Source organism: Brachybacterium equifaecis (assembly GCF_023509525.1).
GTDB classification, from domain to species: domain Bacteria; phylum Actinomycetota; class Actinomycetes; order Actinomycetales; family Dermabacteraceae; genus Brachybacterium; species Brachybacterium equifaecis.
In genome coordinates this window covers 572,877-587,943 of sequence record NZ_JAKNCJ010000001.1, presented here as the reverse complement: position 1 = coordinate 587,943, position 15,067 = coordinate 572,877, and the positions used below count along the sequence as shown (strand labels likewise).

General features: G+C 68.7%; 14 protein-coding genes, 1 tRNA gene and 1 pseudogene. 7 read left to right on the top strand and 9 right to left on the bottom strand.

Going from position 1 to position 15,067, the window contains the following annotated elements; translation table 11 throughout:
• The first annotated feature begins 2 nt into the window (after window positions 1-2).
• On the top strand, window positions 3-2,135 hold the full coding sequence (gene nrdE / locus Bequi_RS02705; RefSeq protein ID WP_249736756.1) for a class 1b ribonucleoside-diphosphate reductase subunit alpha: 2,133 nt from the start codon (window positions 3-5) through the stop codon (window positions 2,133-2,135).
• 224 nt (window positions 2,136-2,359) lie between these two features.
• Window positions 2,360-3,769, top strand: a complete 1,410-nt coding sequence (locus tag Bequi_RS02700; protein WP_249736413.1) for a GntP family permease — start codon at window positions 2,360-2,362, stop codon at window positions 3,767-3,769.
• On the opposite strand, the gene Bequi_RS02695 is transcribed toward Bequi_RS02700, so the two are convergent.
• On the bottom strand, window positions 3,770-5,644 hold the full coding sequence (locus Bequi_RS02695; RefSeq protein ID WP_249736412.1) for a chorismate-binding protein: 1,875 nt from the start codon (window positions 5,642-5,644) through the stop codon (window positions 3,770-3,772).
• 85 nt (window positions 5,645-5,729) lie between these two features.
• Between Bequi_RS02695 and Bequi_RS02690 the strand changes: the two genes are divergently transcribed.
• The 3 genes from Bequi_RS02690 to Bequi_RS02680 all read left to right on the top strand — a co-directional run bounded on the left by Bequi_RS02690 (window position 5,730) and on the right by Bequi_RS02680 (window position 7,745).
• Window positions 5,730-6,191 carry a hypothetical protein gene (locus Bequi_RS02690; protein WP_249736411.1) on the top strand — a complete coding sequence of 154 codons (462 nt, stop codon included), beginning with the start codon at window positions 5,730-5,732 and terminating at the stop codon, window positions 6,189-6,191.
• An 81-nt stretch (window positions 6,192-6,272) separates the two neighbouring features.
• Window positions 6,273-7,244 carry a class 1b ribonucleoside-diphosphate reductase subunit beta gene (nrdF, locus tag Bequi_RS02685; protein WP_249736410.1) on the top strand — a complete coding sequence of 324 codons (972 nt, stop codon included), beginning with the start codon at window positions 6,273-6,275 and terminating at the stop codon, window positions 7,242-7,244.
• A gap of 213 nt (window positions 7,245-7,457) precedes the next feature.
• The gene (locus Bequi_RS02680; protein WP_249736409.1) at window positions 7,458-7,745 is read left to right on the top strand and encodes a GlsB/YeaQ/YmgE family stress response membrane protein; all 288 of its coding nucleotides are present in this window, start codon (window positions 7,458-7,460) and stop codon (window positions 7,743-7,745) included.
• A gap of 100 nt (window positions 7,746-7,845) precedes the next feature.
• Here the strand turns inward: Bequi_RS02680 and Bequi_RS02675 are convergent, their stop codons facing one another.
• The 4 genes from Bequi_RS02675 to Bequi_RS02660 form a co-directional block, all read right to left on the bottom strand.
• Entirely contained in the window at window positions 7,846-8,538 is a 693-nt protein-coding gene (locus tag Bequi_RS02675; protein WP_249736408.1) for a DUF3349 domain-containing protein, read from the bottom strand.
• 7 nt (window positions 8,539-8,545) lie between these two features.
• On the bottom strand, window positions 8,546-8,830 hold the full coding sequence (locus tag Bequi_RS02670) for a hypothetical protein (RefSeq protein WP_249736407.1): 285 nt from the start codon (window positions 8,828-8,830) through the stop codon (window positions 8,546-8,548).
• Entirely contained in the window at window positions 8,827-10,062 is a 1,236-nt protein-coding gene (locus Bequi_RS02665; protein ID WP_249736406.1) for an inorganic phosphate transporter, read from the bottom strand. The genes Bequi_RS02670 and Bequi_RS02665 overlap by 4 nt, the downstream gene beginning before the upstream one ends.
• A gap of 62 nt (window positions 10,063-10,124) precedes the next feature.
• A complete protein-coding gene (locus Bequi_RS02660; protein ID WP_249736405.1) occupies window positions 10,125-10,874 on the bottom strand; it encodes an IMPACT family protein in 750 nt (249 codons plus the stop codon).
• Window positions 10,875-10,957: 83 nt separating this feature from the next.
• Here Bequi_RS02660 and Bequi_RS02655 point away from each other — a divergent pair, with 83 nt between their 5' ends.
• Window positions 10,958-11,611, top strand: a complete 654-nt coding sequence (locus Bequi_RS02655) for a hypothetical protein (RefSeq protein WP_249736404.1) — start codon at window positions 10,958-10,960, stop codon at window positions 11,609-11,611.
• A 98-nt stretch (window positions 11,612-11,709) separates the two neighbouring features.
• Window positions 11,710-11,785 (top strand) — tRNA-Lys (locus Bequi_RS02650).
• A gap of 598 nt (window positions 11,786-12,383) precedes the next feature.
• Here Bequi_RS02650 and Bequi_RS02645 read toward each other — a convergent pair.
• The 4 genes and pseudogenes from Bequi_RS02645 to Bequi_RS02630 form a co-directional block, all read right to left on the bottom strand.
• A pseudogene (locus tag Bequi_RS02645) lies at window positions 12,384-13,511 on the bottom strand (recombinase family protein); the annotation flags it as partial.
• A gap of 191 nt (window positions 13,512-13,702) precedes the next feature.
• Window positions 13,703-13,909 (bottom strand): hypothetical protein, encoded by a 207-nt coding sequence (locus Bequi_RS02640; protein WP_075866916.1) that lies wholly within the window; start codon window positions 13,907-13,909, stop codon window positions 13,703-13,705.
• A complete protein-coding gene (locus Bequi_RS02635) occupies window positions 13,906-14,475 on the bottom strand; it encodes a hypothetical protein (RefSeq protein WP_075866915.1) in 570 nt (189 codons plus the stop codon). Before Bequi_RS02635 ends, Bequi_RS02640 begins: the two co-directional genes overlap by 4 nt.
• A gap of 20 nt (window positions 14,476-14,495) precedes the next feature.
• Window positions 14,496-15,029, bottom strand: a complete 534-nt coding sequence (locus tag Bequi_RS02630) for a single-stranded DNA-binding protein (protein ID WP_083669151.1) — start codon at window positions 15,027-15,029, stop codon at window positions 14,496-14,498.
• Window positions 15,030-15,067: the final 38 nt, after the last annotated feature.

Here is a 15,067-nt window from a genome sequence, read left to right as displayed (position 1 = left end):
AGATGCCTCCGCTGGAGCATCACAAGCAGCTGGACTATCACGCGCTGAACGCGATGCTGAACCTCTACGGGCCCGACGGGTCGATCCAGTTCGACAAGGACCGCCTCGCCGCCCGCGAGTACTTCCTGCAGCACGTGAACCCCAACACGGTGTTCTTCCACTCGCTGCGCGAGAAGCTCGACTACCTGGTGGAGAACCAGTACTACGAGGCCGAGGTCCTGGACCAGTACGACTTCGAGTTCGTGAAGGCCCTGTCCGAGCGCGCCTACGACAAGAAGTTCCGCTTCCCGACCTTCCTCGGCGCGTTCAAGTACTACACCTCGTACACGCTGAAGACCTTCGACGGGAAGCGCTACCTCGAGCGGTTCGAGGACCGCGTGGTGATGACCGCGCTGACCCTCGCCCGCGGCGACGAGGACCTCGCCCGGAACCTCGTGGAGGAGATCCTCGACGGCCGCTTCCAGCCCGCGACCCCCACGTTCCTCAACGCCGGCAAGGCCCAGCGCGGCGAGCTCGTCTCATGCTTCCTGCTGCGCATCGAGGACAACATGGAGTCCATCGGCCGCGGCATCAACTCCGCCCTGCAGCTGTCCAAGCGCGGCGGCGGCGTCGCCCTGCTGCTGAGCAACCTGCGCGAGTACGGCGCCCCGATCAAGCAGATCGAGAACCAGTCCAGCGGCGTCATCCCCGTGATGAAGCTGCTCGAGGACTCCTTCTCCTACGCGAACCAGCTCGGCGCGCGACAGGGCGCGGGCGCCGTGTACCTGCACGCGCACCACCCGGACATCCTGCGCTTCCTCGACACCAAGCGCGAGAACGCCGACGAGAAGATCCGGATCAAGACCCTCTCGCTCGGCGTGGTCATCCCCGACATCACCTTCGAGCTCGCGAAGAACAACGAGCCGATGTACCTGTTCTCGCCGTACGACGTCGAGCGCGAGTACGGCAAGCCCTACGCCGACATCTCGGTGACCGAGCACTACCGCGACATGGTCGACAACCCGCGCATCGCGAAGAAGAAGATCAAGGCGCGCGAGTTCTTCCAGACCCTCGCGGAGATCCAGTTCGAGTCGGGCTACCCGTACATCATGTTCGAGGACACGGTGAACCGCGCGAACCCCATCGCCGGCAAGGTCACCCACTCGAACCTGTGCTCGGAGATCCTGCAGGTCGCGACCCCGTCGGTCATGAACCAGGACCTCTCCTACGACACCCTCGGCCGGGACATCTCCTGCAACCTGGGCTCGCTCAACATCGCCAAGGCGATGGACTCCCCGGACTTCGGCCGCACCATCGAGACCGCGATCCGCGGCCTCACCGCGGTCTCGGACACCTCCGACATCGAGTCGGTGCCGACGATCGCCGAGGGCAACCGCCGCTCGCACGCGATCGGCCTGGGGCAGATGAACCTGCACGGCTACCTGGCGCGCGAGCGCGTGTTCTACGGGTCCGACGAGGGCCTGGACTTCACGAACATGTACTTCTACGCGGTCACCTACCAGGCCATCAGGGCTTCGGTAGCGATCGCGAAGGAGCGCGGGGAGACCTTCTACGACTTCGAGAACTCGAAGTACGGCACCGGCGAGTACTTCGACAAGTACATCGACGGCACGTGGGAGCCGCGCACCCAGAAGGTGCGCGATCTGTTCGCCGCCTCCTCGGTGCACCTGCCGACCCGCTCGGACTGGGAGGAGCTGCGCGCGGAGGTGAAGGAGCACGGCATGTACAACGCGTACCTGCAGGCCGTCCCGCCGACCGGCTCGATCTCCTACATCAACCACTCGACGTCCTCGATCCACCCGATCGTCTCCAAGATCGAGATCCGCAAGGAGGGCAAGATCGGACGCGTCTACTACCCGGCGCCCTTCATGGACAACGACAACCTGGAGTACTACCAGGATGCGTACGAGATCGGCTACGAGAAGATCATCGACACCTATGCCGAGGCCACGCAGCACGTGGATCAGGGCCTGTCGCTGACGCTGTTCTTCCCGGACACCGCGACCACGCGCGACGTCAACAAGGCGCAGATCTACGCCTTCCGCAAGGGCATCAAGACCCTCTACTACATCCGCCTGCGGCAGATGGCGATCGAGGGCACCGAGGTCGAGGGCTGCGTCAGCTGCATGCTCTGACCTGAGCCCGTCGGCCCACCGGCCGAGATCCGAAGAGCCCCTCGCGCTCCCACTCCTGGGACGCGCGAGGGGCTCTTCGGGTTCCCGGGCGCGCTCGTCGGCGGGCAGGTCGCCCGGCCGACGCGACGCGGACGTAAGATGACCCAGGTCACTTCGACTTCACGTCCCCCTCCTCCCCGCTCGCGGCCGGCACCGGCCGCCAATCCCCGATCGAAGGCGCAGCCATGGAAGATCTCGTTCTCAACTGGGAGCTCGGCACCGGAGGGCTGCTGATCCTGGCGACCGCCGCGGTGGCGTTCCTCCTGGTCCTCATCATGGCCTTCAAGGTCCATGCGTTCCTGGCCCTGATGGTCACCAGCATCCTCACGGCGCTCGTCGCCGGCATCCCCGCGAACCGCCTGGTCGAGTCCCTCGGCTTCGGCTTCTACCCGACCCTCGGCAACGTCATGCTGCTCGTCGCGCTCGGCGCGATGCTGGGCCGCATGATCGAGGCCTCGGGCGGCGCGCAGATCCTCGCGAACCGCATGATCGGGATCTTCGGCGAGAAGCGCGCGGGACTCGCGCTCTCCGTCGCGAGCCTCATGATGGGCTTCCCGATCTTCTTCGACGCCGGCCTCGTGGTCATGATGCCGATCATCTACGCCGTCGCCCGCCGGGTGGGCGGATCGTTCCTCTCGATCGCGCTGCCCTCGGCGATCGCGTTCTCCGCGATGCACATCTTCTCCCCGCCGCACCCCGGCCCCGTCGCCGCCTCCGCGACGCTCGGCGCCGACGTCGGCCAGGTGCTCCTGGTGGGCCTCGTGTTCGCCATCATCATCTGGGCCGTGGTCGCGCCCCTCGCAGCCCGCATCATCGGCCCGCGCATCGACGTGCCCGTGCCCGAGATCCTCGACACCACGCGCGAGGAGTCAGGCTTCGAGTCCACGCCGAAGGTCTCCACGATCATCATGCTGCTGCTCCTGCCGCTGGTGCTGATCCTGCTGAACACCGGCCTGAACACCTTCGCCGCCGCCTCGGGCGACGCTGACGCCTTCAAGTCCCAGACCTGGGTGATGATCCTGCGCGCCCTCGGCGAGACGCCGATCGCGCTGCTCATCACCGTGTTCGTCTCGATGTTCGTGCTCGGCTGGGGCGCCGGCAAGCGCGGCACCCTGATCGAGAAGATCAACGACTCTGCCCTCGGCCCGATCTGCTCGGTGGTCCTCGTGACCGGCGCGGGCGGCATGTTCGGCGGCGTGCTGCGCGTGACCGGCATCGGCACGGCCGTGGCCGACTCGATGTCCGACATCGGCCTGCCCGTGATCGTCGCGGCGTTCCTCATCGCGCAGATCGTGCGCCTGGCCCAGGGCTCCGCCACGGTCGCCCTGACCACCGCCGCCTCCCTGATGGTCGCGGTCGTCTCCGCCGGCCACTACACGGATTTCCAGGTCGTCGCGCTGGTGATGGCGATGAGCGCGGGCTCGGTGGGCTTCTCGCACGTGAACGACTCGGGCTTCTGGCTCGTGAGCCGCTTCTTCGGCCTCAGCATGAAGCAGACCCTCGCCTCCTGGACCCTGATCCAGGGCGCGATGGCGATCATCGGCTTCATCCTGTCGCTCGGCCTCTGGGCGCTCGCGAGCGCAGTCGGCTTCTGATCAGTCCAGCAGTATCGCGGGCCTGCGGCCGCGCACGGAGCTGACCAGAGCGAGCTCCTGCGCGGCCCGCAGCTCGGCCACGGTGATCGATCGCTCCCGGGCGTCTCCGGCAGCGAGCGCGAGACGGCGGCCGACGCCCGGCAGGAGCCCGTCCGCCAGCGGGGGAGTCCACCACCGGCCGTCGATCTTCACCAGGAGGTTCGCGATCGCGGTCTCGGTGACGTGCCCGCGAGAGTTCACGAGCACGACGTCGTCGGCCTCCGGATGGCGGGCGCGCGCCGCCTCGTAGAGCGCCCGATCGGTGGTCTTCCGCCGCAGCGCGGGGTCATCGGCGAAGACCGGGACCGTGTCGATCGCGAGGCGCACGGGACCGGGGGAGGCGGGCGGCAGGGGCCGGGCCGCGAGGTCGATCGTGCCGTCCACCTGCAGCGTCAGCCGGATGATCGCGTCGGCCCCGCCGCCCTCGACCACGCTGAGCGCGACAGGCAGCCTCTCGAGGATCGCGCGGCGGACCTGTTCGCGGTCCCAGGACAGCAGCAGCTCCCGCGCCGTCCGCTCCAGACGGTCCAGGTGCAGCTCGAGGTGCTGCGGCACCCCGGCCCGTACCGCGAACGTCTCGATCGGAAGTGCGTCCGGCCGGGGCTGCAGCGCAGGGCGCTCCTCCGTGATCGCATCGAGGATCCGCGCCTTCGTCAGCAGCTCGGCGTACTCGGCCGCCGGATCCGATGCCCACGTGATCCCGCCGCCGACGCCGTAGGTCGCTGAGCCGTCGACCGTGTCCACGAGGATCGTGCGGATCGCGACGCTGAGGCTCAGCCGCGCGCTCGCGCCGACTGCGCCGGCCGGGGCGAAGAAGCCGATCGCCCCGCAGTAGATCCCGCGAGCGTCGTCCTCGAGGCTCTCGATGATCTCCATGGTGGAGAGCTTCGGGGCGCCGGTGATCGAGCCGCAGGGGAAGGTCGCTGCGAGCAGCTCCGCGAGGGTGAGGCCCGGGCGCGGGGCCGCCGAGACGGTCGAGGTGAGGGTCCACAGCGTCGGGTACTCCTCGGCGCGCAGCAGATCGGAGACGCCGACACTCCCGGGCACGGCGATGCGCGCGAGATCGTTGCGCAGCAGATCCGTGATCATGATGTTCTCGGCGCGGTCCTTCTCGCTCGCGAGCAGCGCCCCGCGACCGGCCAGCGGAGCCGAGGGGTCGCGCGGGGCGGTCCCCTTCATCGGTCGGCTCCGCACCTGCCGCCCGTCCCACTCCAGGAACGCCTCGGGGCTCGCCGAGAGGATCCGCCAGCGCCCGAGATCGAGAGAGGCGCCGAAGGCGCCGTCCTGCGCGGCGATGAGGTCCTCGTAGCAGGCGTCGAGGTCGCCCGTGATGCTGCTGCGCAGGCGCGTGGTGAGATTCGCCTGGTAGGTGAATCCCTCGGCGATCGCGGCCCGCACTGCTTCTACGCGCCGCGCGTGTTCGGATGGGCTCCAGTCGATGCGCCAGGGAGCGCAGTCGTAGGGGCGGGCGACGACGGCGGCCGGGCCGGAGGGGGAGCGCTCGGCAGCGGAGTCGGCGCTCTCCTCGTGAACGGGCGCGGCGCAGATCCCGAACGCGAGCAGCGGCAGCCCCGGGAGCGGGGAGTGCGTGCGGGCATCGGGGTCGAGCCCGGCGGCGGCTTCGTAGGTGATCATCCCTGCGGCCCAGGCCCCGCCCGCGACAGCCGCTTCGATGGCGGCGAGGGCGGGAGCGACCTCCGCGGCTGTCTCGGCGATGATCCAGCGCTGCGGTGCGCCGAAGCGGAGAGACGTCCCGCCGCGCGCGTCGTCGAAGCGCGCGAAGAGAGGTGCAGCGGCGGCGACGGCGCCGGGATGGAGGGACGGGGGAGTGCTCATCGCGGCAAGCGTACGGCCGCCCGCAGTCGATGCGCTGCAGTGCGCGATACTCGAACTGCCCGGTCCTCATGCGTCAGGAGCTGACATGCCCGACTCGCCGCACCTCGTGCTCGAGACGCTCGCGCTGCCCCTCGGCGCCGCTGCGCTCGCGCTCGCGCTCTGGATGCGCCGGGGCAGGTCGCCGCGATCACGATTCTGGGTGCGGGATTGGACTGCTCAGCAGCCGCGCCGGCGAGTGGATGCAGAGCCCTTCTTCTTGCTCTGGTGGCCTGTGCTCGGGGCCTGGCTCGGCGCAGTGGGGATCGGGGCCGTACTGATGCTGTGCGGGATCGGGCCCGCGAACCTGGATGCGGTTCTCGCCCTCGGCGGTGGGCTGATCGCGATCCTCCTCCTCGCCGCCCTGCATCTCGCATCGCGGTTCTCGCCGGTCATCGTCCCCGGGCGGGTGAACCTGCTCATGACCCCGCTCTATCCTCGCTGGCTCCGCGAAGAGCGGCAGGCGGAGCGGAGCTGGGTGCGGGAGTGGCGCGCGGGGCAGGGGAGATAGAGACCTCACCAGCGGGCAGGGGTCGCGGGGCGCTGGCTAGACTGGCGAGCGACTCATCCCCAGTGAAAGCGCGAGGCAGCGGTGAACTCCGAGCACCTGAAGACATCGGTCCAGGCCATCAACTGGAACCGGATCCCCGACCCCAAGGACCTCGAGGTCTGGGACCGCCTGACCGGGAACTTCTGGCTCCCCGAGAAGGTGCCGCTCTCCAACGACATCCCCTCCTGGGGGCGCCTCAGCGAGCTCGAGCAGACCCTCACCATGCGCGTGTTCACGGGCCTGACGCTCCTGGACACCGTGCAGGGGACCGTCGGCGCCGTCTCCCTGATCCCGGATTCGATCACCCCCCACGAGGAGGCGGTCTACACGAACATCGCCTTCATGGAGTCGGTGCACGCGAAGTCCTACTCGCAGATCTTCTCGACGCTGTCGACCACGAAGCAGATCGACGAGGCGTTCCGCTGGAGCGAGCACAACGAGGCGCTGCAGAAGAAGGCCCAGATCGTCATGGGCTACTACCAGGGCGATGACCCCGAGAAGCGCAAGGTCGCCTCCACGCTGCTGGAGTCCTTCCTCTTCTACTCGGGCTTCTACCTGCCGATGTACTGGTCCAGCCACGGCGAGCTGACCAACACCGCCGACGTGATCCGCCTGATCATCCGCGACGAGGCCGTGCACGGCTACTACATCGGGTACAAGTTCCAGAAGGCCATGGAGAAGGCCTCCCCCGAGCGCCAGGCCGAGATGAAGGACTACACGATGTCCCTCCTGCTCGACCTGTACGACAACGAGGAGGAGTACACCGAGGACCTCTACGACCCGGTCGGCTGGACCGAGGACGTCAAGATGTTCCTGCGGTACAACGCGAACAAGGCCCTTATGAACCTGGGCTACGAGCCCCTGTTCCCGCAGGACCAGACCGAGGTGAACCCCGCGATCCTCGCCTCGCTCTCCCCGAACGCGGATGAGAACCATGACTTCTTCTCGGGCTCCGGCTCGAGCTACGTCATGGGCAAGGCCGTCGACACCCAGGACGACGACTGGGATTTCTGAGCCTCGAGGGCTCCTGGGCCCTGCCCGGCGCATGCCCGGCGGCATCCCGAGTGTCGGGATGCACCAGGCATGCGAGGTTTCAAGTCGTGCCCATCTGGTGGGATGGGCCACGTTCGGCGCGCCCTTGTGCAGATGCTGTGATGATTGAGTGTTAAATGGAGGTATGGCGCATCCGCGCTGTCCGCACCACCTGATAGCAACAAGGAGCACATCATGGGCCTTCTCTGGGCAATCATCTCCTGGATCATCATCGGCGCCCTCGTCGGCCTCATCGCCCGCGCCATCATGCCGGGCAACCAGGCTATGACCTGGGGCATGACGATCATCCTCGGCATCGTCGGCGCGATCGTCGGCGGTTTCATCGGCGGCCTCTTCGGCGGCTCCGGCGTCAACGGCATCATCAACAACCCGTGGAGCCTCGGCACCATCGTGCTGTCCGTCATCGGCGCCATCGTCGTCATGGCGATCTACGGCCTCGTGACCCGCAACTCGCGCGTCTGAGTCCACGCCGCGGGGCGCATCCGCCCCGCACCAGCGCGAACGCGCCGTCTCCCCTCGGGGAGGCGGCGCGTTCGTCATGCCGGGGATTGTCGGGGCGCGATCACCGCTGCAGGGGCCAGCCCTTCGCGGCGAGGCGGGCGGAGACCCGCTCGAGGTCCTCCTTGGAGGGATCCTGGTCGATGAACTGCGTGATCAGGGCTCCTGCATCAGCCGGTGCGATGCTCTCGCCCTCGCGCTGCGCCTGGTGCACGAGCATCGCGGCGATCTCCTCGGCCTCCTGCTCGCTGAGAGCCCGGCCCAGGAGCGCCACCAGGGGCACGCGGTCGGTCGGGGGCACTCCCTGCGGGTAGCCGACGGCGAGCCAGTCGACGATCCGCTGGAGGATGCGGCGGGAGTCCGTCTCCTCGCCCTCTCCGCTTCCGTCCCCGTCGGCGTCCAACGCACTGCTCTCCGCGGGGGCATCCCCGGCGTCGGAGGCGCTGTGCGGAGGAGCGTCGGCGTCGGGCAGGGTGCTGAGGGGCCAGCCGGCGGCGGCGAGCCGGGAGGCGACATCGCGGACGTCGGCCGACGAGACGGGGGAGTCGGTCCGGCGGGCGATCGCCTCCCAGACGTCCTCCTCGCGGATCTCGCCCTCGGGGTTCTCGCGGATCAGCGTCGCGGTGACGCTGCGCAGCTCCTCCTCGCTGAGCGTGCTCTCGAGCAGCGCGAGCAGGGGGAAGAAGTCCTTCGGCGGGACGCCGTCGGGGTAGCCGGCGCGGAGCCAGCCCAGCACTGCCGAGATCGGGTTGCTCATGGCCGCCTCAGATCGGGAGCTCGATGCCCAGGTAGTGGGCGATCGACTTCTTGGTGATGAACAGGAGCCCGTAGAGGACCACGAGCCCCACCGCCGCGAAGATCACCCAGGCTCCGGCCTTCGCCGCGGGCTGCGGGGCGCGCGCGACGCCGTCGGGGCCGGTGCCCCCGTGGCCGATGTCCTGCAGGCGGATCCCCAGCGAGAAGAGCAGGGGGAGCCCGGCGCCGAGCAGCAGCCCGACCACCAGGACCTTGACGGTGTTCAGTGCGATCTCTGCCAGGTCGATGCTCATCGGCTCGCTCCGTTCTCGAGGCGGGTCTGGGAGGGGGAATCGCTCGCGGGGGTGAGCTCGGCGTCGGCGCCCTCCCACTCCTCGTTGACGTTGCCCGCATGCACCTTCTGCAGCTGCGAGCGGTAGTAGATGAAACCGGCCAGGGCCAGGAGGACGATGAACACGGCGACGGCTCCGCCGATGCCGCCGATCCCGGCGCCCAGCAGGTACGTCAGAGCGCCGACGATCGCCGCGGCGGGCAGGGTCAGCACCCAGCCGACGACGAGGCGCCCGGCGACGTTCCAACGGACCTTCGCGCCGGGCCGCCCGACGCCGGAGCCGATGATCGATCCGGTCGCGACATGCGTGGTGGACAGGGCCATCCCGAGGTGGCTGGAGGTGAGGATGATGGCGGCCGAGGAGGCCTCGGCTGCCATGCCCTGGGGAGCGTCGAGCTCCACGAGGCCCTTGCCGAGGGTACGGATCACGCGCCAGCCGCCCATGTAGGTGCCCAGTCCGATCGCGCCTGCGCAGACCACGATGATCCAGACCGGCAGGCCGTTCTCCTCGATGCTCTGCGAGGTGAGGGTGCCGTGGGCGATGAGGCCGAGCGCGATCACGCCCATCGTCTTCTGCGCATCGCCCGTGCCGTGGGCGAGGGAGACGAGCGAGGCGGTCGCGATCTGACCGGCCCGGAACCCGCTCTCGCGGTGCTTCTCGTTCACCCCGCGCGTCACGCGGAACACGAGCCACACGCCCACGGCCGCGATCGCGCCGGCGATGAACGGGGAGAGCAGGGCCGGGATGATGACCTTCCCGGTGAGGCCGTTCCAGTTGATCCCGGAGGTGCCGAGCGCGGCGAGGCCCGCTCCGACCAGTCCGCCGAACAGGGCGTGGGAGGAGCTCGAGGGGATGCCGAACAGCCAGGTGAGGAGGTTCCACAGGATGCCGCCGACGAGCCCCGCGAAGATGATGAACATCGCCGTCTGGGCGTCGAGGCCGGGCAGCAGCGCGCCCGAGTCGTGGTCCTGGATGTTGAGCACCGATGTCGTCACCGTCAGCGCGACCTCGACCGACAGGAATCCGCCGATGAGGTTGAGGATCGCGGACAGCGCGACAGCGGTCTTGGGCTTGAGGGCCCCGGTGGCGATGGAAGTCGCCATGGCGTTGCCGGTGTCGTGGAAGCCGTTGGTGAAGTCGAAGCCGACGGCGGTCACGACCAGCAGGATCAGGATGATCATTTCAGCGGTCACGGTGGAATCATGCGCCCCCGCCGGGCTCCCGCCCAACCCAGGAATCCCTCGTCACCGAGAATTCACCTGATAACGGGCAGATCGCGAGAGCGGGAGGGGCCTTGGACGGGCATCGCGCGCCCCTGCGACCAGGCGGCGACGTCGGCCGCGAAAGGGGCTGCGAGCTGGGGAGACAGCAGCACGGCGAGCTGGGCGGACGTGCTCGAGTAGGAGGTGGGGAGCACCTCTGCGCGTCCGTCGGGCCCGGCTGACTCCGCGAAGCGCCGCACCGCGTTCTCCGCGATCCCGGACTCGGCGAGGGGCACCTCGATCTGCCACTCCTCGAGCTCCACGCGCTCGCGCAGCAGGCCGGCGCTGCCGGCGGCGGCGATCGCCTCCTCCACCGCGGCGGTGTAGGCGCGCAGCAGGCCGCCCGCCCCGAGCTTCACGCCCCCGAAGTACCGGGTGACGACCGCGACCACGTCGACGAGATCCGCTCGCAGCAGCGACTGCAGCATCGGCATCCCGGCTGTTCCCGACGGCTCCCCGTCATCGCTCGAGCGGTGCAGGGCAGGGGTGACGGCGCTGCCCGCAGGGTCGCCCGCACCGGGGATGTGCTCGGCGAGCACGAGCGCCGTGCAGTGGTGGCGGGCACCGGGGTGGGCGGAGCGGATCGCGCGCAGGGCGGCGTCGGCCTCCGCAACGCTTCGGACCGGGTGCAGGGCAGCGAGGAAGCGGGACTTCCGCTCGATCAGCTCGTGCTCCATCGGCGCGGCCAGCGTCAGCACCGGCGCTCGCGGGGTGCGCGCGACGGGATCGGGGTGCGCGGCCATGCAGGCCAGTGTAGGAACGCGCGCTGAGCGGGCGCAGGCGCTGGGATAGCGTTGCAGGCATCATCCCCGCCGAAGGAGACCCCATGAGCACCCCGTCCCAGCCCCCCGCCTCCCACGAGACCCCCCGTTTCGAACCCGCCGCCTCCGCGTTCCCGAGCTCGGGCAGTCACGCGCCCGGGAGCTACAGCCCGCCGTCGAACCCCGAGGCCGGCAAGGGACTGCGGAAGTGGGGCAAGATCCTCTCGATCCTCGGTGCGATCATCCTCGCGCTCAGCGTGATCGGCGGGATCATCCTGTCGGTGGTCGGTTTCGGGAAGGTTATCAGCGATGTGGATGAGGCGACGTACTTCTCCGGCACCTCATCGGTCACGGTGGAGAGCGGCAACGTCATCCAGCTCTACGCTCTCGAGGGCCAGAGCGTCCCGACGTGCGAGGTGGTGGGGGCCGACGGACTCTCGCCGACGGTCGGCACCGGCCAGAGCAGCACGGTGGGGTGGAACGGGCAGAACTGGGTGTCGTTCCAGAGCTTCGCCTCCAGTTCCACGCAGGAGTACACCATCAGCTGCACGCCCAGCGACGCGCAGATCATGGTGGCGCCCCCTGTCGCGATCGGCAGCGCCTTCGCCGCCGCCGGCGGGATCATTCTCGGCATCCTCGGCGGCACGCTCGGCTTCGTGCTGCTCGTGATCGGGCTGATTCTGTACTTCGTCGGCCGCAGCAAGGCCAAGAACGCCTGACGCGCCTGTTCCCGCGACAGCAGCGGCCCCGCACCGGCTCGGTGCGGGGCCGCTGTGCTCTCTCCCGGCTAGGATGGACGGGCCCGCTCGGCGGGCACGGGCCTCTAGCTCAGTCGGCAGAGCATCGGACTTTTAATCCGCGGGTCGTGGGTTCGATCCCCACGGGGCCCACCAGAGCGTCGTTGTTCAAACCACCGACGTTTCCGGTTTTACCCGCCTCGTTTCCGCCCTCGCCCTGTCGGGCGAGGGCGGTTGCTTGTACGCCGGGGTCGAAGAAGATGTTGAACGGCACTCCGGGTTCCCCTTCAACGACGTCGCCGTCGGTGACGACGAGCCGGTTGAAGAAGGCCTGGTTCGCGATCCGGCGCAGCGAGTCGTCCAGGCTCATGTAGATCGTGTGCGCGTCACCGGCTAGCGCCAGGCAGTCATCGAGGTGGGCTCGTGCTTGGTCGTACTCGACCTCGCTGGCCTCGATCCGTGAGTCGAGGAACGCGACCTGACGGCCGATGCGGTCCTGCTCGGACTTCAAGAGGTCAAGGGGTACGGCTCCGGCGTAGTGGGCCTGGAGCAGTTTGTGGCGTTCGTCGTAGAGCCGGTCGCGTTCGGCGATCTGGGCCTTGCGCTCGGTCTTGGCCGTGGCGTGGAGCCGGTCGAACTCGGCATGGATCAGTTCGCGCAGAGGCCCGATGATGTGTGCGGGGATCTGCACGGTGCGGTAGTAGTCCTCCACGGCGGCCTCGACATCGGGCACGAACATGGCCTTGCGGTTGCAGTTGGTGCGCTTCTTGTGCCGGCCCGAGCAGATGAAGTACGGGTAGATCACCCCGCGGCGGCTCTTGGCGTTGGTCAGGATCAGCCGGGACCCGCAGATGCCGCAGAACACCGACCCTTTCAAGTAGTGGTCGTGGGCCTGGGTCTTCTCCCCGGAGACCTGGTGCGCGGCGAGCACGGTCTGGACTCGATACCAGATTTCCGGGGCGACGAGGGGCTCGTGCAGGCCGTCGTAGGTGGCGCCTTTGAACAGCACGTTGCCCTTGTAGTACGGGCTGGACAGCATCCGCTGGATCGAGGACAGCGCCGGTGGCCGTGCGGGGCGTTTCGGCGTTGCCACCGTGGTCAGCCCGCGGTCGATGAGTTCTTCGCGCAGGGTGGCGGTGGAGTAGTTGCCGGTGGCGTAGGCCTCGAATGCCCAGCGGATGAGCGGGCCGCGGTGCGGGTCGACCTCAATGGTGCGCAGCTCGCGGCCGAGCTCGTCACGGCGGGTGACGTTGAGGTAGCCCATCGGGGCCTTGCCGTTGGTGCCGCCCGTGATGGCTTTCTGCGTCATGCCCTTAGAGACCTCGTTGGCGAGGTTGCGGGAGTAGAACTCCGCGATCGTGGACATGATGCCGTGCAGGAGCATCCCGGAGGGGGTCTCGTCGATGTTCTCCGTGGCCGAGACCAACAACACCCCGGCCTCTTTGAGAGCGAGGTGGATGGCCACGTCGTCAGCGCGGTTGCGAGCCAGCCGGTCGACCTTGTGGACGATGCAGTAGGCGACCGGGTGGGTCTTGACGTACTCGATCAGCTCCATCAGCGCGGGACGGTCGGCCTTGCGGGCGGACTCGCCCGCGTCGACGAACTCCTCGATGATGATCGCGTTCAGGCCCTGGGCTTTGCGCAGGTTCGCCTCGCGCTGGGCGGGGATCGAGAAGCCTTCGTCCCGGCCGCCCTTGGATGCCTGCTCCTTGGTCGAGACGCGCAGGTAGGAGACCGCCAGCGTGGTGGTCTCCCCGATCTGGTCCAGCCCGAACGCCGATCCTGATGAGGGCTCGGGTGCCTGATCGAGCTCGGTGCAGCCGGCCGTGCGGGTCTGGGTGGCGCTGCGGTGCAGCGAAGCGGGCGCGTTGGTGGTTGTCATGGGTCGCGTTCCTTCCCCAACAGAGGTGGGGCCAACACGAGACAGCACGGGCGGCTGCTCGTGCGGTGCGAGGTAGGAAAGGAACACGACCCGTGCCGTCCGCGAGGGGCGGGCTGGGTAGGCCACGAAGGGCTAGTAGATAAGACAACGCACCACGGTCGCCGTTGCGGGCGACCACTGGCTTGGTACGTCTACGATTCTACGTCGTGATCAGCGTCGTCGACAGCGGGCGGGTTCTGCGGTGCGGTGTGGGCGCGGTGCTCGTTGGCGGCGCGGGCCTGGGCCATGCCGATGAAGACCTGGGCGAGCTTGTGCAGATCGGGGCTGTCTCGCAGCTCGGCCTCGATGCGGTAGTCGCGCATCCGCTGCGGTGGCAGGTTGTTGGTGTTGCTGGTCATCGCAGTTCTCCAGTGTCCAGATCGATGCCGGCGAAGAACGCTTCCTCGGCTTCACGCCGGGTCGCGACCTCGTCGAGGACGTACTGCACGAAGTCCGCGTCGCGGTCGGTGATGATGGTGTCCTCGACCGGGGCGGCTGGCTCCTCGCCGGGCCAGGTCGTCTGCCGGGTCGGCCGGTCGCGATCCAGGCGGGTGCCGCTGGTGGAGACCCACTCGCGCAGCCGCTGGCGGGCATCGGCGAAGTCTCGATGCCAGCCCAGCGGCGCTGATGCGTCCTGCTCGGGGTCGTAGGCGCCCAGCCAGTGCAGATGCAACCCGCTGAGCTCCCAGATCAGCTCCTCGTGGCGGTGCCAGTACGGCGGGATGATCGAGGCGGGCAACCCGTAGGTCCGCCGTAGCCAGGTGACCCACTCGTTCAGTGCGAGCAGTTCGGCTTCCAGATCATCGGAGCTCAGCAGGTTCCAGTTGATCGGTCGCGGCACGGCGTGCATATCGGCCTCATCAAACGCGGGCGCCTCCTCGCCATCGGGGTCGGGGGCCTGCTCGCCGGGCGTGAACTCGTCCATGGTGGTCTCCTCCTCGTCTCTTACAGGCCCATCGAGTGGCCGCTGGCCTGCTGCTGTCGCGGGCCGCTGTTGTCGAACTGCGGCAGACCTCGTCTGGCCGGCTGGGCCGGTTCGGCGCGTTTGGGGCCGGCGGCCGCGCGGCCGGTGGCGTCCTGGGCTTGGGCGTCGTGGCCGAGGTTCCTGGCCGGGGCCCGGCCCGTGGTGGTGTTCGGTGTTGCCCTGGCGATGAGGAAGCGGCTGGCCTCGAACTGTTCCTCGGCTTCTCCGGTCCGCTTGTTGACGTAGGGCGCGACGGTGCCCTGGGCCATGAAGCGGTCCTTCTCGCGCAGGTTCTCGATCCCGAACTTGGCAGCGCCCTTGTAGGCCACGACGTCGTGGAACGTCGTCGGCGAGTTCGTCCACCCGTTGTCCGGGTCGTAGTGGCGGTGGCGCTGCCCGGCCTTGAAGTACAGGCGCGGGTCGCCGTTCTCGGTGTAGGTCAGGCGCGGCTTGGAGGCCACGAAGGCGTACATGCTGTCCTTGACCTCTAAGCCGGTCGGGGTTTCGGTGCTCATCGACGTGCTCCTGCTCGCGCGACCACCCCGGTGATGGC